Annotated in this window: 16 protein-coding genes and 1 pseudogene; 11 read left to right on the top strand and 6 right to left on the bottom strand. The window is 68.0% G+C overall.

Translation table 11 applies throughout. The features are described 5' to 3' along the window. Positions 1 to 12: 12 nt before the first annotated feature. The gene (locus KME82_RS22475) at positions 13 to 1,302 is read right to left on the bottom strand and encodes an amino acid deaminase (protein WP_215495987.1); all 1,290 of its coding nucleotides are present in this window, start codon (positions 1,300 to 1,302) and stop codon (positions 13 to 15) included. A 387-nt stretch (positions 1,303 to 1,689) separates the two neighbouring features. Here KME82_RS22475 and KME82_RS22470 point away from each other — a divergent pair, with 387 nt between their 5' ends. Next, the gene (locus tag KME82_RS22470; protein WP_215495986.1) at positions 1,690 to 3,045 is read left to right on the top strand and encodes a Gfo/Idh/MocA family protein; all 1,356 of its coding nucleotides are present in this window, start codon (positions 1,690 to 1,692) and stop codon (positions 3,043 to 3,045) included. A gap of 148 nt (positions 3,046 to 3,193) precedes the next feature. Here the strand turns inward: KME82_RS22470 and KME82_RS22465 are convergent, their stop codons facing one another. Then, positions 3,194 to 4,420, bottom strand: a complete 1,227-nt coding sequence (locus KME82_RS22465) for a M23 family metallopeptidase (RefSeq protein WP_215495985.1) — start codon at positions 4,418 to 4,420, stop codon at positions 3,194 to 3,196. 317 nt (positions 4,421 to 4,737) lie between these two features. On the opposite strand from KME82_RS22465, the gene KME82_RS22460 reads away from it, so the two are divergent. Next, positions 4,738 to 5,679, top strand: coding sequence for an arginase family protein (locus KME82_RS22460; protein ID WP_215495984.1), 942 nt, complete (start codon positions 4,738 to 4,740; stop codon positions 5,677 to 5,679). A 218-nt stretch (positions 5,680 to 5,897) separates the two neighbouring features. On the opposite strand, the gene KME82_RS22455 is transcribed toward KME82_RS22460, so the two are convergent. Then, positions 5,898 to 6,647: a helix-turn-helix domain-containing protein gene (locus tag KME82_RS22455; protein ID WP_430538755.1), complete on the bottom strand. Its 750-nt coding sequence runs from the start codon at positions 6,645 to 6,647 to the stop codon at positions 5,898 to 5,900. Positions 6,648 to 6,756: 109 nt separating this feature from the next. Here KME82_RS22455 and KME82_RS22450 point away from each other — a divergent pair, with 109 nt between their 5' ends. The 9 genes from KME82_RS22450 to KME82_RS22410 all read left to right on the top strand — a co-directional run bounded on the left by KME82_RS22450 (position 6,757) and on the right by KME82_RS22410 (position 18,167). Continuing rightward, entirely contained in the window at positions 6,757 to 7,695 is a 939-nt protein-coding gene (locus KME82_RS22450; RefSeq protein WP_215495983.1) for a 4-hydroxyproline epimerase, read from the top strand. 3 nt (positions 7,696 to 7,698) lie between these two features. Next, entirely contained in the window at positions 7,699 to 8,799 is a 1,101-nt protein-coding gene (locus KME82_RS22445) for an NAD(P)/FAD-dependent oxidoreductase (protein ID WP_215495982.1), read from the top strand. Then, a complete protein-coding gene (locus tag KME82_RS22440) occupies positions 8,796 to 9,053 on the top strand; it encodes a 2Fe-2S iron-sulfur cluster-binding protein (RefSeq protein WP_215495981.1) in 258 nt (85 codons plus the stop codon). Before KME82_RS22445 ends, KME82_RS22440 begins: the two co-directional genes overlap by 4 nt. Continuing rightward, positions 9,046 to 10,416, top strand: coding sequence for an NAD(P)/FAD-dependent oxidoreductase (locus KME82_RS22435; protein WP_215495980.1), 1,371 nt, complete (start codon positions 9,046 to 9,048; stop codon positions 10,414 to 10,416). Before KME82_RS22440 ends, KME82_RS22435 begins: the two co-directional genes overlap by 8 nt. 70 nt (positions 10,417 to 10,486) lie before the next feature. Next, positions 10,487 to 11,398, top strand: a complete 912-nt coding sequence (locus tag KME82_RS22430; protein ID WP_215495979.1) for a dihydrodipicolinate synthase family protein — start codon at positions 10,487 to 10,489, stop codon at positions 11,396 to 11,398. Between the two features lies 1 nt (position 11,399). Beyond that, positions 11,400 to 12,989 carry an aldehyde dehydrogenase family protein gene (locus KME82_RS22425; protein WP_215495978.1) on the top strand — a complete coding sequence of 530 codons (1,590 nt, stop codon included), beginning with the start codon at positions 11,400 to 11,402 and terminating at the stop codon, positions 12,987 to 12,989. Then, complete coding sequence (locus tag KME82_RS22420; protein WP_215495977.1) at positions 12,986 to 14,200, top strand: M24 family metallopeptidase; 1,215 nt, start codon at positions 12,986 to 12,988, stop codon at positions 14,198 to 14,200. Before KME82_RS22425 ends, KME82_RS22420 begins: the two co-directional genes overlap by 4 nt. A 685-nt stretch (positions 14,201 to 14,885) precedes the next feature. Beyond that, positions 14,886 to 16,175, top strand: a complete 1,290-nt coding sequence (locus tag KME82_RS22415; protein WP_215495976.1) for an alpha/beta hydrolase family protein — start codon at positions 14,886 to 14,888, stop codon at positions 16,173 to 16,175. 141 nt (positions 16,176 to 16,316) lie between these two features. Beyond that, positions 16,317 to 18,167 (top strand): DUF885 domain-containing protein, encoded by a 1,851-nt coding sequence (locus KME82_RS22410; protein ID WP_215495975.1) that lies wholly within the window; start codon positions 16,317 to 16,319, stop codon positions 18,165 to 18,167. Positions 18,168 to 18,465: 298 nt separating this feature from the next. Here the strand turns inward: KME82_RS22410 and KME82_RS22405 are convergent, their stop codons facing one another. From KME82_RS22405 to KME82_RS22400, 3 genes and pseudogenes are all read right to left on the bottom strand, one after another. After that, on the bottom strand, positions 18,466 to 19,272 hold the full coding sequence (locus KME82_RS22405; protein ID WP_215495974.1) for a L,D-transpeptidase family protein: 807 nt from the start codon (positions 19,270 to 19,272) through the stop codon (positions 18,466 to 18,468). A 279-nt stretch (positions 19,273 to 19,551) separates the two neighbouring features. Continuing rightward, positions 19,552 to 19,638 (bottom strand): annotated as a pseudogene (locus tag KME82_RS27260) (DUF6053 domain-containing protein); the annotation flags it as partial. Positions 19,639 to 19,674: 36 nt separating this feature from the next. After that, positions 19,675 to 20,523 carry a MurR/RpiR family transcriptional regulator gene (locus KME82_RS22400; protein WP_215495973.1) on the bottom strand — a complete coding sequence of 283 codons (849 nt, stop codon included), beginning with the start codon at positions 20,521 to 20,523 and terminating at the stop codon, positions 19,675 to 19,677. Positions 20,524 to 20,583: the final 60 nt, after the last annotated feature.

Below are 20,583 nucleotides of genomic sequence, written 5' to 3'. Positions count from 1 at the left end.
GCACGTTGTTGTTCAGAACAACGTATTGATCGCCCCGGTGACGCGATAACCGTCGTCGGTCAGCAGCATCAGCGGCCACTTGTCGAAGGTGGTGCATGGATGCGAGATGCCGGTGCCGACCAGGTCGCCGACCTGCAGCGGATGCTCGGCCGGCAGTTCCAGATAGGCGTGTTGGTCGTTCATCTTGACGATGCGCGCATCGCGCATCGGACGTGGCGCCGCGTGCCCGGGGCGATGCCAGCTCAGCGGACGCGGCAGGTCGATGTCGTAGGACGCGTCGCGCTTGCCCAGGGTCAGCAGCGCCAGCCCGGGTTCGGGGCGCGACTGCACCATCGCCCATACCTCCAGCGCAGGTTGCAGGCCGTGGCGGAAACTGGCGTCGTGGCGGGTGCGCATTTCCTGCTGCAAGCCATGGTAGAAACCGTGGTCCGAGGTCAGATAGCAGCCCGAGCGCAGTACCCGGCGCAGCGGACGCGAGGTATCGCCCACGGTGTTGAACGCATCGGCGACGAAATCGAAATAGGCCGAGCCGCCGGCACTGATCAGGATCTCGTCGCCGTCGAACAAGTGTTCGGCATCGCAGCGTCGGGTCAGTGCGACCATCCGGCTCAACAACGATTGCACGCGTTGCAGGTCGGCATCGCGATCGCCGCCGACCCATAGGCCTTCGTAGCCTTCGATCCCGGCCAGCGACAGATGCGAAGCCGCATGCACCTCGCGCGCGAGCTGCGTCGCGGCATCGAGGCCACGCACACCGGCGCGTCCGCCCTCGGCGCCGAGTTCGATCAGCACCGGCAGGCGCCGCTGCGGCGCGACGTGCTGCATCACCTGATTCAAGCGCTGCACGCCGGGGCTGGAATCGACCAGCACCCAGGCCTGGAAATCGGCCTCGTCGCGCAGCAGCGCGGCCAGGCTTTCGATGTCGGCGATCGCCACCGGCTGGTTGGCTAGCAGCACCCGCTTGACGCCGAAGCGATGGGCCACGCGCAGTTGCGGGATCGTCGCCAGGGTGATCGCCCAGGCGCCGGCGTCGAGTTGGGCCTGGAACAACTGCGGGCTCATCGTGGTCTTGCCGTGCGGCGCGAGCAACGCATCGGCGCGTTCGGCGAAGTCGCGCATCCAGGCGATGTTGTGATCCAGCGTGGATTGCCGCAGCACCGCGACCGGATAGGACAGCAGTCCGTCGAGCACGTTGAGGCCCAATTCGCCGAGCGTGTCTTGGCGTAGCGGCCGCTGCAGGGCCAGGCCCTTGGTGCCGGGGTGCAGCCACTGTTGCGCGAGCTCGCGCAGCGCGTCGTTCATCGGACTGCTCCATTCATCGCGGTGCTCCAGGGTAAGTTCGGCCGCCAGCAACCGCATCGGCCATCAGTCAGGCGTCGATCCGGGGCGCTGATCGTGCGCGCCCGGCTTGAGCACACAAGCCGGGCGGCGTCACATCTTTCGTTTCGGCGAAGCCAAAAAAATCATCTTTCGTATTGCGATCAAAGACTAGCAAACAGGCTTGTATTTATGCATTGTGCGGCCTGAGGCTAATTCGGAAACCGGGTAAATACATTCGACAGTAAACGCGCGCGGACGAGGGCAGATCGAAAGATCCGGATCGAAGCCATCGTCCGCCAGACACTTCGCCTCGCCCACCGTACTTGAATCCTCCGGCCTTCACTCCACCGCACCGATCGAGGCATCTGCATGAACCGACGCGATTTTCTCGCCACCTCCGCGACCGCGAGCACGCTGCTGGCCAGCAGCGCGTTCACTCCGGCGTTCGCGCGCACCCGTTCGAAGCTGCGGATCGGCCTGATCGGCGTGGGCATGCGCGGCCAGGTCCATCTGACCGAGCTGCTGCGCCGCGAGGACGTGGAAGTGACTGCGTTGTGCGATGTCGAGCCGATCATGCTCGATCGTTCGCTGGCGATGATCGCCAAGGCCGGCAAGGCCAAGCCCGCGACCTACGGCGCCGACGGCGACCTCGACGCTTACCGCGCGATGCTGGCCAAGGGCGGGCTGGACGCGGTGATCATCGCCACGCCGTGGGAATTCCACGCCGCGCAGGCGATCGCGGCGATGCAGGCGAAGGTCGCGGTGGGTTGCGAGGTGGTCGCCGGCCTCACCCTCGACGATCATTGGCAGGTGCTGCGCGCCCAGCAGAGCACCGGCACGCCGTACATGCTCCTGGAAAACGTGTGCTATCGCCGCGACGTGCTGGCCGCGCTCAACATGGTGCGGCAAGGCCTGTTCGGCGAGATCGTGCATCTGCAGGGCGGCTACCAGCACGATCTGCGCGGGGTCAAGTTCAACAGCGGCAATCCCGACCAGCCCTACGGCAGCGGCGTGGAGTTCGGCCCGAAGGCGTGGTCGGAAGCGCGTTGGCGCACCGAGCATTCGGTCAAGCGCGACGGCGATCTGTATCCGAGCCATGGCATCGGCCCGTGCGCGATGGCGATCGACATCCATCGCGGCAACCGTTTCACCCATCTGAGCGCGTTCTCGAGCAAGCCGCGCGGCCTGCACGATTACATCGTCAAGAAGGCCGGGCCGGAGCATCCGAACGCGAAGGTCAAGTTCAAACTCGGCGATATGGTCACCACTCAGCTGCTGTGCGAAAACGGCGAGACCATCGTGCTGCAGCACGACACCTCGCTGCCGCGGCCGTATTCGCTGGGGTTCCGCGTGCAGGGCACCGACGGCCTGTGGATGGACGTCAACGATTCGATCCATATCGAAGGCAAGAGCCAGCCGCACAAGTGGGACAAGGCCGACGACTGGTTCGCCAAGTACGATCACCCGCTGTGGCAGCGCTTCGCCAGCGCCGCCGCCGATGCCGGTCACGGCGGCATGGACTTCTTCGTCATCCATGCCTTCGTCGAGGCGCTCAAGGCCGATGCACCGATGCCGATCGACATCTATGACGCGATCGCCTGGAGCGCGATCACGCCGCTGTCGGAACAGTCGATCGCCGAACACAAGACCCTGGAGTTCCCGGACTTCACCAACGGCAAGTGGAAGGACCGCAAGCCGATCTTCGCCTTGAACGATCGTTACTGAGGTCAGTCGCTCGACATCGTTGCGAGGGGATTTTGGGTGGAGCGAGGTCTCGTGGGAGGGGCTTTAGCCCCGACGCTGTCCGCTCAGACATTGCGACCTGAGCGAAAGGCATCGGGCCTGAAGGCCCTCCCACAAAGGCGGTTACCATTCAGGGCTTGAGGTCGAACCCGATCACCGCATTGTCCAGCGGCATCTGCGCCTGCCGCGCTTGCGGCCTAGCGTCGAACGCCGAGGTCGAATCGAGCACCTGATCGATCGACCGCGTACCGGAGTAGCTGAAAGCGTCGAACACGAACGGCAGGCCTTCGGACTGCTCGAAGGTCGGCGCATTCGACACGTGCAGATGCAGATGCGGCCCGCCGGTATTGCCGGACTGGCCGAGCCGGCCCAGGCTCTGGCCGCGGCGCACGCGTTCGCCGGTCTTCACCGCCACGCTGCCGCGTTGCAGGTGCGCGTAATGCACGTAGGTCTGCGGCGCGATCTCCAGGATTACGTAGTTGCCGTACAGCGTGTCGGCGCTCAGCGCGGACGGTTCGGATTGCGGCGACAGCGGCGCATGTTCGCCCTCGCCGTCGCGCGCGACGCGCACGATACCGTCGGCGACGGCCAGCACGTCGGCACCGTAACCGATCCAGTCGGCATGCTTGGTCTTGCGCGGCTCGCCGGCGCCCTCGCGAATGGCATGGCCGTGCGCATCCAGGCCGATCAGATCGAGCGCATAGCGCTGCGGGATGGTGACCTCGCCATTGGCCGCGACCAGGCTGCCCCAGTGATGCGATTGCGAATTCGACGGGCCTTCGTAGGCGAGCCATTGGCCGCCGCGCAAGGGCGGGCCGAGGACGACCGGCGCGGCGGTGGCGAGCGCGACCCGCGCGCCGTCGACCCACAGTTTCGCACCTTTCGTGGTTTCGAATTCGATGCGGTGGCGCAGGCTCGTCGGCGCAGGGCGTCCGGCCGGCAGGGTCAGCCAGACGAACGCCTCGCCGCGCAGGCCGCCGCCGATCGCGACGCCGTCCTCGGGCTTGGCGCCCTCGGGCGCGCGCGGAATAGCGATGCGCTGCAGGGCTTCGCCCTGAAAATCCGCGAGCGGGGTGTCGCCGTCGTCGGCGTACACGGTCAGACGCTTGAGCCGCAGCACGCCGGTGTCGCGGTAGAAGTTGCTCAGGTGCAGTTCGTAGGCGAGGTGGCCGGCGCCGTCGGTGGCCGCGACCGCGGCCGGCGCCCACGGCACGCGCGCTTCGACCGGCGCCTGCAGCACCGGTTCGAGCGCTGCGCTGTGCGCCGGTATCAGCGCGGCGGCGGCCACGAGCAGACCCAACCCAGCCAGCGCCGGTCCGAGCCGTGGCGCGGCGCGCCGATTCAGTGCGATTGCCATCGATCTTCCTGGGTGGCGCCGGGCGGCGCGGATCGGCGGAAATGCTACCGCACTGCGCCGGCTTTGCCGGTGGCGCGCGGCAGCCGGATCGCCGCGACCGTCGGTCGGTAACTGTCAAAAACGAATTGACAGGTTTTGGTTCGAATCAATAACCTTTGAAAAACCATTTAAAGGTTATCGGCATGCGCTCCATCCGCGAACGGTCGCTGTTCGGTGCCTGGCTGTTATGCGCGGCGCTCGCCGCCTGTGCTTGCGCAGCCTTGGATGCGCCCGTGGACGCATCTACCGGGCCTGCTCGACCCGAACCCGAGACCCCCATGCCGACCCCATCGACCCTCGTGCTTATCGATGCGCCGAGCAATCTCGGCCTGCGCCCGCCTCGGCCCGGCGCGGAGCCCGGTGTGCGGCGCATGCCCGACGCGCTGCGCGCAACCGGTCTGCTGCCGCGTCTGCGCGCGCACGATGGCGGCCGGGTCGCGGCGCCGGCGTATTCGCCCGAGCCCGATCACGCGACCGGTTTCCGCAACGGTGCGGCGATCGCCGAATACAGTCAGACCCTCGCCGATCGTCTTTCGCCTTGGTTGCAGCGCGGGCAGTTCGTGCTGGTGCTCGGCGGCGATTGCAGCGTGCTGCTGGGCAGCGGTCTGGCCTTGAAGCAACGCGGCCGCTACGGATTGGCCTTCGTCGATGCGCACGACGATTTCTCGTTCGTGCGCGATCGTCGACGTTATCAGGGCTATTTCACCGCGGCCGGACTCGACCTGGGATTGGCCACCGGCCACGGACCGATGGCGCTGTCGGACATGCGCGGGCAATCGCCGTATTTCCGCGGCGAGAATGTGGTGCATCTGGGCTTGGTCGTCACCGACGAGGATCGGCGCGATTACGAATTCGAAAGCTTCGAGCGCTCGGGGATTCACAGCATCGACGCCGACACGATCCGTCGCGACGGCGCGCGCCAGGCCGGCCAGCGCGCGCGGACCCGCCTGGAAGCGATGCCGACGCAGGGCTACTGGATCCATGTCGATGCCGACGTACTCGCCGAGCGGGTGATGCCGGCGGTGGATTCGCCTAACCCCGATGGGCTCGACTTCGAACAACTGCGCGCGCTGCTGGCCTCGTTGCTGGCCAGCCCCAAGGCGATCGGCATGGAACTGACGATCTTCGATCCGGACCTGGACCCGGATGGAACGCTCGCGCGGCGCTTGAGCGATGCGGTGGTGGGTGCGTTCGAGGACAGCGGGCGGCTGCGTGAGTGAGTGAACCTTGTGGGATTGAAACAGGCTGGTCCAACCGAGTCTGAGCGAACAGCGCCGGGGCTCAAGCTCCTCCCACAAGAAACCTCGTAGCGACGCAATCTTTTGTGGGAGGGGCTTTCAGCCCCGACGCTCTTCGCTCAGATCGCCGCGAAGTATTCGATGCCGAAGTCGCAATCGATCGGCTCGATTCGAACCGCTCGATGCGCGCGCCGTCCTTATCAGTCCTCGCGATCCAGATCGCCCCGCAACGCCCGATAATCGCGCGGCGCCATCCCCACCGTCGCCTTGAACTGCCGCGCGAACGCGCTTTGATCGGAAAAACCGCAGGCCAATCCGACCTGGGCGATGCTGGCGTCGCCGCGCAGATGATGCATCGCCGCCTCGATCCGCAGCTTGGTCAAACCCTGCTGCGGAGTCAGCTGGAACACGCGTTGGAAATGCCGCTCCAACTGCGCCACCGACAGGTTCGCCAGTTGCGCCAGCGCGGTGACGCGCAGCGGCCCGGCGTAATGCTGCTGCATGTGTTCGGTGACCCGGCGCAGGCGTTCGTAGGTGGGATCGCGTCCGTCGGGCGCACCCAGGTCGCGCGACAGGCCGACCAGTCCGCAGCCGCCGTCGGACAAGGGCAGCGGCCGTTTGCCGGTCAGGCACCAGCCCGGCTGCCGGTTCGGATACAGATGCACTTCCAGCTGGTTCTCGATGATGTCGCCGGCGAGCACGCGCCGGTCCTGCAAGGCATAGCGCCCACCCAGACGCGCGGGAAACACGTCGGTGACCGCGCGCCCGATCACGTCCTCGCGCCGCTTCAGGCCCAGGCGCCGCACCAGGGTCAGGTTGGCGTGGGTGTAGCGGCCGGCGGCGTCCTTGACGAAGAACACCACGTCCGGCAACGCGTCGCACAGGGTCTGCATCAGTCCGGCGTCGATCCGGACGGATGCGTCGTTGAGGCTGGCGGTGGGCGAGGGCATGGTGGCGGGAGAGGGCCGGACCGGCGGTGGATCGATTATGCCGAATTCCGCATCCGGCGCCGGCAAGCTGCGCTAGACCGCGTCCGGCCCCGGCCGCGAGCATGGACGCATGCACAGCCTCGACATCATCGACTCGCACACCGGCGGCGAACCCACCCGCGTGGTGATCTCCGGATTCCCCGATCTGGGCGCCGGCAGCCTGGCGCAACAGCGCGAACGCTTCCGCGACCAGTTCGATCATTGGCGCAGCGCGATCGCCTGCGAGCCGCGCGGCTCGGACACGGTGGTCGGCGCGCTGCTGTTGCCGGCGCAGGCGGCCGACGCCTGCGCCGGGGTGATCTTCTTCAACAACGTCGGTTACCTGGGCATGTGCGGGCACGGCACGATCGGGCTGGTGCGCAGCTTGCAGCATCTGGGACGGATCGCGCCGGGGCGGCACCGGATCGAAACGCCGGTCGGCACGGTCGGCGCGGAACTGCACGCGGACGGGCGCGTGTCGATCGACAACGTCGAAAGCCGGCGCCATGCCGCCAACGTCAGCGTGCAGGTCGAGGGCTACGGCGAAGTCAGCGGCGATGTCGCTTGGGGCGGCAACTGGTTCTATATCGCCAAGACCTCGCGCGAGATTTCGCTGGCCACGCAACGCGAATTGACCGCGTACGCCGAAGCGATCCGCCACGCCCTGGTGGCGGCCGGCATCACCGGCGCCGACGGCGCGCAAATCGATCACATCGAACTGGAAACCGCCTCACTCACGCCCGGTGTCGACGGGCGCAACTTCGTGCTGTGCCCGGGCCTGGCCTACGACCGCTCGCCCTGCGGCACCGGCACCAGCGCCAAGCTGGCGTGCCTGGCCGCCGACGGCAAACTCGCGCCGGGCGCGGTGTGGCGACAGGAAAGCGTGCTCGGCAGCGTGTTCGAAGGCCGTTATCGCGTGAGCGAACACGGCGTGCTGCCGACCATCACCGGCAGCGCCTACATCACCGCGCGCGCGCAGTTGCTGATCGACGACAACGATCCCTTCGCCTGGGGCGTGGTGGCGCGCTGAGCGATGGCGGCCTTCGACCTCATCGTGATCGGCGCCGGCATTGTCGGCACCGCCTGCGCCGAACTCGCCGTGCGCGAAGGGCTGCGCGTGGCCGTGGTCGAATCCGGCGCGGTCGGCGGCGGTGCGACCGCGGCGGCGATGGGGCATCTGGTGGCGATGGACGACGATCCGGCCGAACTGGCGCTGTCGCGTTATTCGCTGGGCTTGTGGGAACGTTTCGCGAGCTTGCCCGAGGCCGAATTCAGCCGCTGCGGCACCTTGTGGGTGGCGCGCGAAGCGAGCGAGTTCGCCGGCGTTCCGGCGAAGATCGCACGACTGGCCGCGGCCGGCGTGGTCGCGCGACGGATCGATGCCGATGAGTTGTATCGCCTGGAGCCTGCGTTGGTCGCCGGCCTGTGCGGCGGCATGCTGGTGGCCGACGAAGCGGTGGTGTATCCGCCGCGGGTCGCGCTGCACCTGCTCGGCCTGGCGCGCGCCGGCGGTGCGAGCTGTGTGCTGGGTCGGCGCGCGGTCGCGTTGAGCGCCGACGGCGTGCGCCTGGACGACGGCTCCACGCTGATCGGCCCGGTGCTGGTCGCGACCGGTTGCGCCGTGCCCGAGTTGCTGCCGCAATTGCCGATGCGTTCGCGCAAGGGCCATCTGGTCATCACCGAGCGTTACCCGGGGCGCGTGCATCACCAATTGCTGGAACTGGGTTACGCCGACAGCGCGCATGGCGATGCCGACAGCAGTGTCGCGTTCAATGTGCAACCGCGTCCGACCGGGCAGATCCTGATCGGGTCCTCGCGCGAGTTCGGCGTCGACGATCGCGACGTATCGCCGGCGATGCTGCGGCGCATGCTCGAACGCGCATTCGCGTTCCTGCCGATGCTGCGCGAATTACAGGCGCTGCGGGTGTGGACGGGATTCCGCCCGACCAGCTTCGACGGCCGGCCGTATATCGGCGCGGTCGCCGATCGCGCGCACACCTGGGTCGCCGCTGGCCACGAGGGCCTGGGCGTGACCACCGCGCTGGGTACCGCGCAGTTGCTGATCGACCAGGTGCTCGGCCGAGCGCCGGCGATCGATCCGATGCCGTTCCTGCCTTCGCGTGCGCTGCAATGAGCGAGCCGAGCGTGCATCTGCATATCGACGGCGTCGCGGTCGAAGTGCCGGCCGGGGCCAGCGTCGCCGCGGCGATCGCCACCAGCAGCGAAGTCGCACCGCGGTTTCGCCGCTCGCGTTCGGGCCAGCCGCGCGCGCCCTTGTGCGGCATGGGCGTGTGTTTCGAATGTAGGGTGACGATCGACGGCGCCGCGCACCAGCGCGCCTGCCTGACCGTCGCGCGCGAGGGCATGCAGGTGCGGTGCGATGACTGAGCACTGCGACGTGCTGGTGATCGGCGCCGGTCCGGCCGGGCTGGCCGCGGCATGCGCGGCCGCATCGCACGGCGCGAAGGTGGTGCTGGTCGACATGCAGCCGCGCGCGGGCGGGCAAGTGTGGCGGCAGGATCTGCGCAAGCCTGCGGTCGCGACGGCGCGTGCGGCCTTCGCCGAAGTGTCGGCGCGACCCGATATCCGATGCCTGCAACAAGCGCAGGTGGTCGCGGCGCGGCCCGGGCACGTACTGATCGAGCACGCCGGCACGGCGATGGAACTGCGTTACCGCGCCTTGGTGCTGGCGACCGGCGCGCGCGAACTGCTGCTGCCGTTTCCGGGCTGGACCTTGCCGGGCGTGACCGGCGCCGGCGCATTGCAGGCGTTGGTCAAGCAAGGCTGGCCGATCGCCGGCAAGCGCGTGCTGGTCGCCGGCAGCGGTCCGCTGTTGCTGGCCGCGGCGGCGACGCTGCAGGCGCATGGCGCGCAGGTGCTGGCGATCTGCGAACAAGCGCCGGCGGCGCAATTGCGCGGCTTCGCGATGCAGCTGTGGCGCTGGCCGTCCAAGCTGATACAAGCCGCCGGGCTGCGTACGCGTCTGGCCGGCGTGCCGTATCGCAGCGGCACCTGGGTGCGTGCTGCATCGGGCGATGAGCGCGTGACCGAGGTCGAGATCGAAAGTGCGCGCGGCGTCGAGCGTATCGCCTGCGATCACGTGGCCGTCGGGTATGGGTTGGTTGCGAATACCGAACTGGCGCAGAAGCTTGGCTGCGAACTGACTATGCAGGACCCGCACCCGCATGTGCGCGTGGATACGCGCCTGATGACCAGCGTGGCCGATGTGTATGCGGCCGGCGAAGCCTGCGGCATCGGCGGTGTCGACACCGCCCGGATCGAGGGCGCGATGGCCGGCTGCTTCGCCGCGGGCGCCGATAAAGAAGCCGAAGCGCTGCGCGCGCGTCGCGATCACGCCCGCGCCTTCGCCGAACTGCTGCCGCGCCACTTCGCCCTGCGCAAACAAGTCCACCTCGCCGCGACCCCGCAGACCGTGGTCTGCCGCTGCGAGGACGTGAGCCTGTCGCAACTGCAAGGTCAAGCCGACTGGCGCGCGGCCAAGCTCGCGACCCGCTGCGGCATGGGCAGTTGCCAGGGCCGCATCTGCGGCGCGGCGCTGGCCGAGCTGCGGGTGTTCGACAGCACGCTCGCCGTTTCGAATGCGCCCAATCCCAATCCCGTTCCCCCGACACCGGCCGCGTCCGCGCAGGGCGCGCGACCGCCGGTCTTCCCCACCCGGTTGGCCAGTCTGGCCGGGACTTTTTCTTCCGAACGCGAATCGTCCGAGAACCAATCGATCGCGCAAAAATAGCCTTAGCCCTGTCCCAGCTTCGCCTTTCCGAACGCCTTCACTTCAGTCCCGAACACAAGGAACCAACTCCATGGCCAACGCAACTTTCTGGCGCGGCGTCATCCCCGCGATCACCACGCCGTTCAACGCCGACGGTTCGATCGATCACGAGTTTCTCGCTCGCCACGCCAACACCCTGATCGACGCCGGCTGCGTCGGCATCGTGCCGCTGGGCTCGCTCGGCGAAGCGGCGACGCTGAGCTTCGACGACAAGCTCGCGATCCTGCGCACCCTGGTCAAGGCACTGGACGGCCGCGCGCCGGTGATTCCGGGCATCGCCGCCTTGTCGACCGACGAAGCGGTGCGGCTGGCGCGCGAAGCACAGGCGATCGGCTGCGCCGGCCTGATGGTGCTGCCGCCCTACGTCTACTCGACCGACTGGCGCGAGATGAAGGCGCACGTGAGCGCGGTGATCGCCGCCACCGATCTGCCGTGCATGCTCTACAACAACCCGGTGGCCTACAAGACCGACTTCGTACCCGAGCAGATCGCCGAACTCGCCGCGCAGCACGCCAATCTGCAGGCGGTGAAGGAATCCTCGGCCGACGTGCGCCGGTTCGCGGCGATCCGCGCCTTGCTCGCCGATCGCCTCGATCTGTTGGTCGGCATGGACGATGCGATCGTCGAAGGCGTGGCGATGGGCGCGACCGGCTGGATCGCCGGCCTGGTCAACGCGTATCCGAAGGAATCGGTGCGCTTGTTCGAACTCGCCCGCGACGGCGGCGCGCCTGCGGCGGCGGAACTGTACGCGTGGTTCCTGCCGCTGCTGCGCCTGGACACCGTGCCGAAGTTCGTGCAGCTGATCAAGCTGGTGCAAGAGCGCGTCGGCCTGGGCAGCGAGCGCGTGCGCGCGCCGCGCATGGTGCTCGACGGCGCCGAGCGCGCGGCGGCGCTGGCGGTGATCGAACACGCGATCGCCGTGCATCCGAACGCGGGGCGCTGAGATGAGCGCGCGCGCGCCGGTATTGATCGACGGCCGCTGGCAGGCATCGCGCGATGCCGGCGGCGACTTCCGTGCCTTCGATCCGGGCAACGGCGAAGCGGTCGGGCCGACGTTTCCGGTGTCGGGCGCGGGCGATGTCGAGGCCGCGCTGGCCGCGGCCGCGGCGGTCGCCGACGAACTGGCCGCCTGCGATCCGCAAAGAATCGCCGATTTCCTCGATGCGTATGCGCTGGCGATCGAGCACGACGCGGCCGATCTGGTCGCGCTCGCGCATCTGGAGACCGCGCTGCCTAACGAGCCGCGCCTAGCCAAGGTCGAACTGCCGCGCACCACCGGGCAGTTGCGCCAGGCCGCGCGTGCGGCGCGCGAGCGGTCCTGGACCCAGCCGACGATCGATACTGCCGCCGGTCTGCGCAGCCTTCTGGCGCCGCTGCACAAACCGGTGCTGGTGTTCGGGCCGAACAATTTCCCGTTCGCCTTCAACGCGGTGGCCGGCAGCGATTTCGCGTCGGCGATCGCGGCGCGCAACCCGGTGATCGCCAAGGTCCATCCCTCGCATCCGGCGACCAGCCGGCGCTTGGCCGAACTCGCGCATCGCGCGTTGATCGAAGCGGGTTTGCCGGCCGCGGCGCTGCAGGTGCTCTATCACCTGCCGCCCGAACTGGGCCTGCGACTGGCCGGCGACGCGCGCCTGGGTGCGTTGGCGTTCACCGGCAGCCGCCGCGCCGGCTTGGCGTTGAAAGCAGCGGCCGATGCGGCCGGCGTGCCGGTGTATCTGGAACTGTCGAGCATCAACCCGGTGTTCGTGCTGCCCGGCGCCTTGCGCGAACGCGGCGCGGCGCTGGCGCAGGAGTTCTTCGCGTCGTGCACGATGGGCGCCGGGCAGTTCTGCACCAATCCCGGCGTGGTGGTGGTCGCGCGCGGCGAACTCGGCGACGCCTTCGTCGAGGCGGCCGCGGCCTTGTTCGCGCAGGCGCCGGCCGGCGTGCTGTTCTCGCAAGGCGTGGTGGATCACTTTCGCGAATCGCTGGCGCAATGGCGGGAGGCCGGCGCGGACCTGATCGGCGGTGGCGCCGAGGCGGCCGACGCAGGGTATCGCGTGCAACCGGCGCTGTGGTCGGTCGACGCGGCGGCCTTCGTCGCCGACGCGCGCCTGCGTGGCGAGGCGTTCGGGCCGGCGAGCCTGATCGTGCGCACGCGCGACGATTACTACGACATGCTCTCGATTGCGCAAAACCTGGAAGGCAATCTGACCGCGACGATCTACGCCTCGGGCGACGACGCCTACGTGCAAGCCGCATTGGCCGCGCGACTACGGCCGCGCGTGGGACGACTGATCGGCAACCGCATGCCGACCGGGGTCGCGGTCAGCGCGGCAATGAATCACGGCGGACCGTATCCGAGCACCGGCCATCCGGGCTTCACCTCGGTCGGCCTGCCGGCCGCGATCCGGCGCTTCGCCGCGCTGCATTGCTACGATCAGATCGACGACGCGTTGCTGCCGCCGGAACTGCGCGATCGTAATCCTGGCGGGGTCGCGCGTTGTGTCGACGGACAATGGCGAACCCACGACATCGGAGCATCGGCATGAATCGCGGCGCATCGCAGATCGGCGGCCTGAGCCTGGAGCAGGCGCGCGCGCAACTTGGCCCATGGACGCAGCGCGCGCCGGCGATCGGCGAGGACGAATACCAGCAACGCATCGAACGCGCGCGCGCGCTGCTGCGCGCGCACGGCCGCGATGCATTGCTGATCGGCGCGGGCACCTCGCTGCGCTATTTCACCGGCATCACCTGGGGCGCGAGCGAGCGACTGATCGCGATGCTGCTGACCCTGGACGGCGATCCGTTGCTGATCTGCCCGGGGTTCGAAGCCGGCTCGCTCGCGCATGAGTTGAAGATCCCGGCGCAGCCGCGCTACTGGGAGGAACACGAAGACCCATACGCGCTGGTCGTCGACGGCCTGCGCAGCCGCGGCGCGAGCCGGCTGGCGCTGGACCCGGCGGCGGCGTTCGCGATCTTCACCGGGTTGCGCGCGGCTTCGCCCACGCTGGACCTCAGCGATGCCGGCGTCATCGTCGATGGCTGCCGCGCACGCAAGACGCCGGCCGAACTGGCGTTGATGAAGCAGGCGACCGCGATGACCCTGCAGGTCCATCGCCTCGCCGCGGGCTTGGCCGAGGCCGGCGTGACCACCACCCAACTGCGTCGTTTCATCGACGAAGCGCATCGCGCGTTCGGCGCCGACAATGGCTCGACCTTCTGCATAGTGCAGTTCGGCCAGGCCACCGCGTATCCGCACGGCATTCCCGGCGAACAGACCTTGCGCGAAGGCGAGCTGGTGCTGATCGACACCGGCTGCGCGGTGCATGGCTATCAGTCCGACATCACCCGCACCTACATCTGCGGACGCGCCGACGCGCAGCAGTCGCGAATCTGGGATCTGGAGCTGGCCGCGCAACAGGCCGCGTTCGCCGCGGTGCGTCCCGGCGTCAGCGGCGAGGCGGTCGATCGCGCCGCGCGCGAGGTGCTCGAACGCGGCAGCCTCGGGCCCGATTACCGACTGCCCAGCCTGCCGCATCGCACCGGTCACGGTTGTGGCATGAGCGTGCATGAAGCGCCGTATCTGGTGCGCGGAAATACGCGCGGCCTGGAGAGCGGCAACTGCTGCTCGAACGAGCCGATGATCGTGGTGCCCGATCGTTTCGGCGTTCGTCTGGAGGATCATTTCTACGTCACCGAAGACGGCGCGGCCTGGTTCACCGCGCCATCGCTGGCGATCGATCGGCCGTTCGCGAATTAGTCCGATCCGGGTGGTCGCGCCGCGGCTTGTGGCGGCGCGACTCGGCCCATCGAAACGAATGCTTCGGCATCTGTTGTGGGAGGGGCTTCAGCCCCGACGCGCTTCGCTCCGATCGAGTCGTAGTTTCGAAGCCTGTGATCGGAAAGCGTCGGGGCTGAGGCCCCTCCCACAAAAGACTTCGATGCTGGCGATGAGTAGCGAGCATATGGCCATAGGACTGGCGTTCGCGGATTAGTCCGATCCGGGTGGTCGCGTCGCGGCTTGTGGCGGCGCGACTCGGCCCATCGAAACGAATGCTTCGGCATCTGTTGTGGGAGGGGGCTTCAGCCCCGACGCGCTTCGTTCCGGTCGAGTCGGAGTTTCGAAGCCTGTGATCGGAAAGCGTCGGGGCTGAAGCCCCTCCCACAAAAGACTTCGATGCTGGCGAGGAGTGGTTGACTGTCGTGCATGGAGCATCGGCGCCGAAGCCATCTCTCACTTCTGCGCGTCGGGTCATGGTTTGGGCGAGGCCGCCGGGCCGTCCGGCACGTGCGCCGATCGCGCCGGCCTTGCCAGCCTGTCGACTCCGCCGTACGGCCGGATGCCGTGCGCTACCCAGGAGGTTGGCATGTTCGGTTTAAGATCATCGGCCCCACGTTCGCCTGTTGTCGCTGCGATTGGATCGGAGGCGATCCCTCGCGCAGTAATGAATCGCCTCGCCCGCATCGGCACGCGCTTCGCCGCGACGACGCTGTTGTCGCTTGCGACACTGACCGCGTTCTGCGCGCCCGCATCGGCAGCATCGGCATCGCCGTTGTCGTCGCCGCCGCGCCACGGCGCGAGCACGCCCAAGCGATTCGATCTGCCGCCGACCACCGGTCCCTACCGCGTCGGCACCACGATCCTGCATCTGGTCGACCGCTCGCGCATCGATCCCTTCGTCGGCGGTCCGCGCGAAATCATGGTGACCATCGCCTATCCGATCCAGCCACATGCGCAAGGCCCACGCGCGGCCTGGGTCGACCCGTCGCTGGTCGGCGAGATCGAGGCGTTGTACGACGACTACGGCTTCGTTCCCGGATCGATCGACTGGGCCGGCGCGCGTCGGCCGGCGATCGAAGGCGCGGCGTTGAAACCGTCGCCGCGCGGTTGGCCGGTGGTGCTGTTTTCGCCGGGCCTGCAGTTCTTCCGCGAACTCTACAGCGCCAGCGTCGACGACCTAGCCAGTCACGGCTATGTGGTCGCGTCGATGACCCACACCTACGAAGCCTTCTTTGCCGCGTTCCCCGGCGGACGCGTCGCGCGCGGCGTGGCGCTCACCGAGACGGTGGAATCCACCCAGATGTGGCTCGACACCCGCGTCGCCGACAGCCGCTTCGTGCTCGACGTGTTGAGCGCGATCAATCAAGGCCACAACCCCGATGCCGAACACCGGCGCCTGCCGGCGGGTTTCCGCGGCGGCCTGGATCTGTCGCGGGTGGGGTTCTTCGGCCATTCCTATGGCGGCACCACCGCGGCGGAGACGATGTTCTTCGATCGCCGCGTCGATGCCGGCATCGATTTCGACGGCCAACTGTCGACCACCTACGGCCCGCCGCAAAACCTGCCTTACGGTCCTACCCGCGCGGCGCGGTTCGGCCTGGACAAACCCTTCCTGCTGATGGGCGCGGCCGGTCATTCGCATCGACCGGTGCCCCACCAGGACCCTTCGTGGATCGACTTCTGGGCCAATCAGCGCGGCTGGAAGCGCGAGCTGCAGTTGCCGCTGGGCCTGCATTTCAGCTTCAGCGACTATCCCGCGATCGTGCCGCGGCTGGGCGATGCGGCGCCGGCGGGATTCCTGCAACTGGCCAACGGCAGCATGCCGGCGGCCGAGTCGGTGGCCGGTTCGCGCGCGTACGTGCGCGCCTTCTTCGATCTGCACCTCAAGCATCGGCCGACCCGGCTGTTCGACGCGCCGCATCCGGCGTATCCGAACTTCGAACTCGTGCCGTGAGCGGCCGCGGCGGCGCGACCTCGGTCCGCCGCCGCATCGCCCCGGCATCGCCGTCGGCGGCAGACACTTCAGGCACATCCGCGGCCGCGCGCTTTGCCGCATGATGGCCGACACCCGTCCGCAACCCATCCGAGCCTTGCGATGACCTCGAACCGCTCCTGCTTCGCGCGCGTACACCTGTCCGCGCTCACCGCCGCGCTCGCGCTCGGCCTGAACCTGACGCCGGCCTTCGCCGCCGAACCCGCGCCCGCGCAGGCCGCCACCAACGCCGCAACCCCGGCGAGCAGCGACGCCGCCACGCGTTTCAAGGCGCTGTACACGCGCGAATGGAAGTGGCGCCAGGCCCAGTTCGCCGGCGGCGACGACGAGGACGTGCAGGGCCAGCCGGCTTCGCGCCTGCCCAAGGTCGACCTGGCCACCCAGGCGATGCGCGAGCGTTATTGGGCGCAGGTGATGAGCGAGCTCGACGCGATCGACCCGTCCGCGCTCGGCGCCGAAGACCAGGTCAACTACGAAGTGTTCCGCCAGCAGATCCGCAGCCTGCTCGCCAACCAGCGACTGCGCGACTGGGAGATGCCGTTCAACAGCGACAGCGCGTTCTGGACCAACCTGGGCTTCGGCGCGCGCCGGCCGATCCGCGATGTCGTCGGCTACGAACGCTACATCGGCAAACTGCGCGACATCCCGCGCTACTTCGACGATCAGATCAGCAACATGCGCGACGGCCTCAAGCGCGGTTACAGCGTGCCGCGGGTGACCCTGACCGGCCGCGACGTGTCGATCAAGGAAGTGGTCGACGCCAAGCTCGAGGACAATCTGCTGTACACCCCGTTCAAGCAGATGCCGGCGAACATTCCCGCGGCCGAACAGGCGCGCTTGCGCGGCGAGGCGGCCAAGGCGATCGACGAATCGGTGCTGCCGGCGTATCGCAAGCTGCTCGCGTTCATGCAGAACGAATACATGCAGCAGGCGCGCACCACGCTGGCGGCCGAGGTGATGCCGGGCGGCAAAGAGCTGTATCGCGCGAAGATCCGCGAGTTCACCACGCTGGATCTGTCGCCGGCGGAGATTCACAAGATCGGCGTGGAGGAAGTCGCGAAGATCCGCGCGCAGATGGACGAAACCATCGTCAAGACCGGGTTCAAGGGCACGTTCCCGGAGTTCCTGCATTACCTGCGCACCGATCCCAAGTTCTATCCCAAGACCGGCGAGGAACTGCTGATGCGCGCCTCGTGGCTGGCCAAGCGCGTCGACGGCGAGATCGGCAACTACATCGGCCTGTTGCCGCGCCAGCGTTTCGCGATCCGGCCGGTGCCGCCGGACCTGGCGCCGTTCTACACCGCCGGCCGCGGCGGTCGCGACGTGTACCTGCTCAACACCTACGACCTGCCGTCGCGCCCGCTGTTCAATCTGCCGGCGCTGACCTTGCACGAATCCTCTCCGGGGCATTCGCTGCAGACTTCGCTCGCGGCCGAGCACGAAGGCCTGCCGGATTTCCGCCGTTACACCTATATCTCGGCGTACGGCGAGGGTTGGGCGCTGTATTCGGAGAAGCTCGGCATCGAGATGGGGCTGTACGACACGCCCTACGATTATTTCGGTTACCTGACCTATCAGATGTGGCGCGCGAGCCGGCTGGTGGTCGATACCGGCATTCACCACCTGGGCTGGACGCGCGAACAGGCGCAGGCGTTCCTGCGTGACAACACCGCGTTGAGCGAGCACGAGATCGAGACCGAAGTCGATCGCTACATCGGTTGGCCGGGGCAGGCGCTGTCGTATTACCTGGGCGAGATGAGCATCGTGCGTTCGCGCGAGAAGGCCGAGAAGGCCTTGGGTTCGGACTTCGATATCCGTGCGTTCCACGACGCGATCCTGGCGCTGGGTTCGGTGCCGTTGCCGGTGCTGGAGCGGCGGGTGGATCGGTTTATCGAGGAGAGCCGGGTCAAGGCGGCGGAGAAGAAGGCGGGTAAGGCGAAAGCTTCGTCTTGAGCCGATGCGGGTCGCGGGTTGTCGCTCGCGACCTGCGAGTCAGGAGTTGCGGGTTGCGGGTTCAACATCGTGCCTGCGCCGCAGGCGCGGTGTCGCGGTCGCGGCTCGCGCCGCTCCTACAGTCGCAAACGCGGTCGCGTATCCCCCTGTAGGAGCGGCGCGAGCCGCGACCGCGACACGTCGCTTACGACGTAATTACAACGCAACCGCGCCGCAGCATTCGCCGCGCACGACCGAAGAAAATTCTTCGGAAGATTTCCCGCAGAATGTCGCCGCTACAGCGACGAAACGCCCCCGCTCACGCCCCATCCCCCGGCGCCGGCAACCCCCACGACTTCCACAACCTCCGATACTCCGCCTGCGGCAACAGCACGAACACCGGCTGCGCCTGCGGCTGCAACCAGCCCAGCAGCTCGCTCATGCGCGCATCGTCCATCGCGGTGCAACCGGCGGTGGTCTCGCCTGGGGCTTTCCACAGGTGAGCGAAGATGCAGCTGCCCGCGCCGGGCACGCGCGAGGCGTTGTGCTCGATCACGAAGCCCTGGCGATAGCGCTGATCGCCATCGGCGTGCAGGTCGCGGCGCATCGGTTCGGTCGAGCCTTCGATCGCGGCCGCGCCGACCTCGTCGGCATCGACGATGCGGTTGTACAGCGGCGACTGGCTGACATCGATGCAGTAATCCGACGCGTGCATCGCCGCATAGGGCAGGGCGGTGGCGGAGCGGTCGGCGTAACCGAACGCGGTGCCGATGCGGAACATGCCGGCCGGCGCACGGCCGTCGCCTTCGCGTTTGACCGGTCCGTCGGTCTGCGGCGCGTGCAGGCCCAGGCCCCAGGCCGAACCGGCGCGGCCGATGGTGACCGCGGCGGCCTCGCCGACGGCGTGCCACTGCCCGCCGGCGCGTTCGAAGCGCTGCATGCGGCCCTGATTGGCGTCCCAGTCGGCGGTGGTGACGAGCACGAGTTGCTGCGCCTGCGCGGGGCCGTCGGGGACACGATCGGTGCGCAGGCCGGTGCAGGCGGTGGTCATGGCGGCGGCGATGGTGAAGATGGCGAGGCGAAGGTGGCGGCCGATGCTTCGGCGGTCCGGGGCGATTTTCGACATCGCCGCGATCTGAGCGAAGGGCATCGGGGCTGAAGCCCCTCCCACAAAAAATTCCGAGGCCGCGCGGTCGCTTGCAGGTTTCATGCCGATTCCCAGGTCGTTTGCGGCAGGGGCACCAGCCCCGCAGTCTTTCGCCAAAGCACAGCCGGCCCCGGAATGCTTTGTAAGAGAAATACCGGCTCCGAAGTCTTTTGTGAGAGCAGTATCAGCCTTGAGGTCTTCTGCGAGAGAAGCACCGGCCCCGAGGTCTTCTGCGAGAGAAGCATCAGCCCCGAGGTCTTTTGTGGGAGGGGCTTCAGCCCCGATGCCCTTCGCTCCGATCGCCGCGACACCACCGACCCGATCAAGCACTTCAATCCCACCCATATCGCATCCTCGCTGCCCATCGCACCCCACCCGCGCTCAGGTATCGAGCATGTCCTGGATGCGTTCGGCGTTGCTGTCGAGCTGGCTCAGGCGGCCCTGGCCGCGTTCGCACAGCAGAATGAAGATCAGATCGAGCAGGTGCTGCAGCGCCGATTGGTACAGCAGCGGCTCGACATGCGCGCGCTCGTCGTGCGCCGACACCAGCAGCGAGAAATCCGCATGCGCGCGCAGCGGGTTGGGCGTGTGCCGGGTCACCGACACGACCTTGCCGCCGGCTTCGCCGAAGGTCCGCGCCAGATGGCACAGCGAGGTCAGCTTGCCTTGCTCGGAGAACACCAGCAGCACGTCGTTCGCGGTCGCGGTCGCGGTGCTCGCGGCCATCAGCACCGGATCGAAATGGTGGACGCTGAGGATGCCGATCATCGCCAGCTTCATCGCCAGCGCGCGCGCCGGGATGCCGTCCTCGCCCAGGCCGATGATGAACACCCGGCGCGCGTCCTGGATCAGTTCGGCGATCGCGTCGATGCGCTCGGGCGGATTGATCAGCCGGGTTTCTTCCTCGGCGCGGGCCTTGCCGTGCCACAGCCGCTCGGCCAGCGCCGCATGCGGATCGCTCGGCGCGGCCTCGGCGGCGCCGTTGTCGTCGTGGCCGTCGCCGCGCGCGACCGCCTCGCCGATCGAATACTTGAGGTCCGGATAGCCCTTGAAGCCGAGCTTCTGGCTGAACTTGACCACGCTGGACTGGCTGATGCCGAGCGCGTTGGCCAACTGCTGCGAGGAGTAGTCGCGCAGCAGGTGCGCGTTCTCCAGCAGGTAGTCGGCGATGCGGCGCTCGATCGCCGACATCTGGTCGCGTTCTGAGCGGATCTTGAGCAGTGGCGACATCGGCAGGGGTCCGGTCCCGGGCGCGGCGGAAGGCTACAGCGTAGCCGGCTTCACGGCCGG

The organism is Lysobacter capsici (genome assembly GCF_018732085.1).
Taxonomy (GTDB): domain Bacteria; phylum Pseudomonadota; class Gammaproteobacteria; order Xanthomonadales; family Xanthomonadaceae; genus Lysobacter; species Lysobacter capsici_A.
Note: the sequence above shows the minus strand (reverse complement) of the source record. Positions and strands in the feature narration are given on the sequence as shown.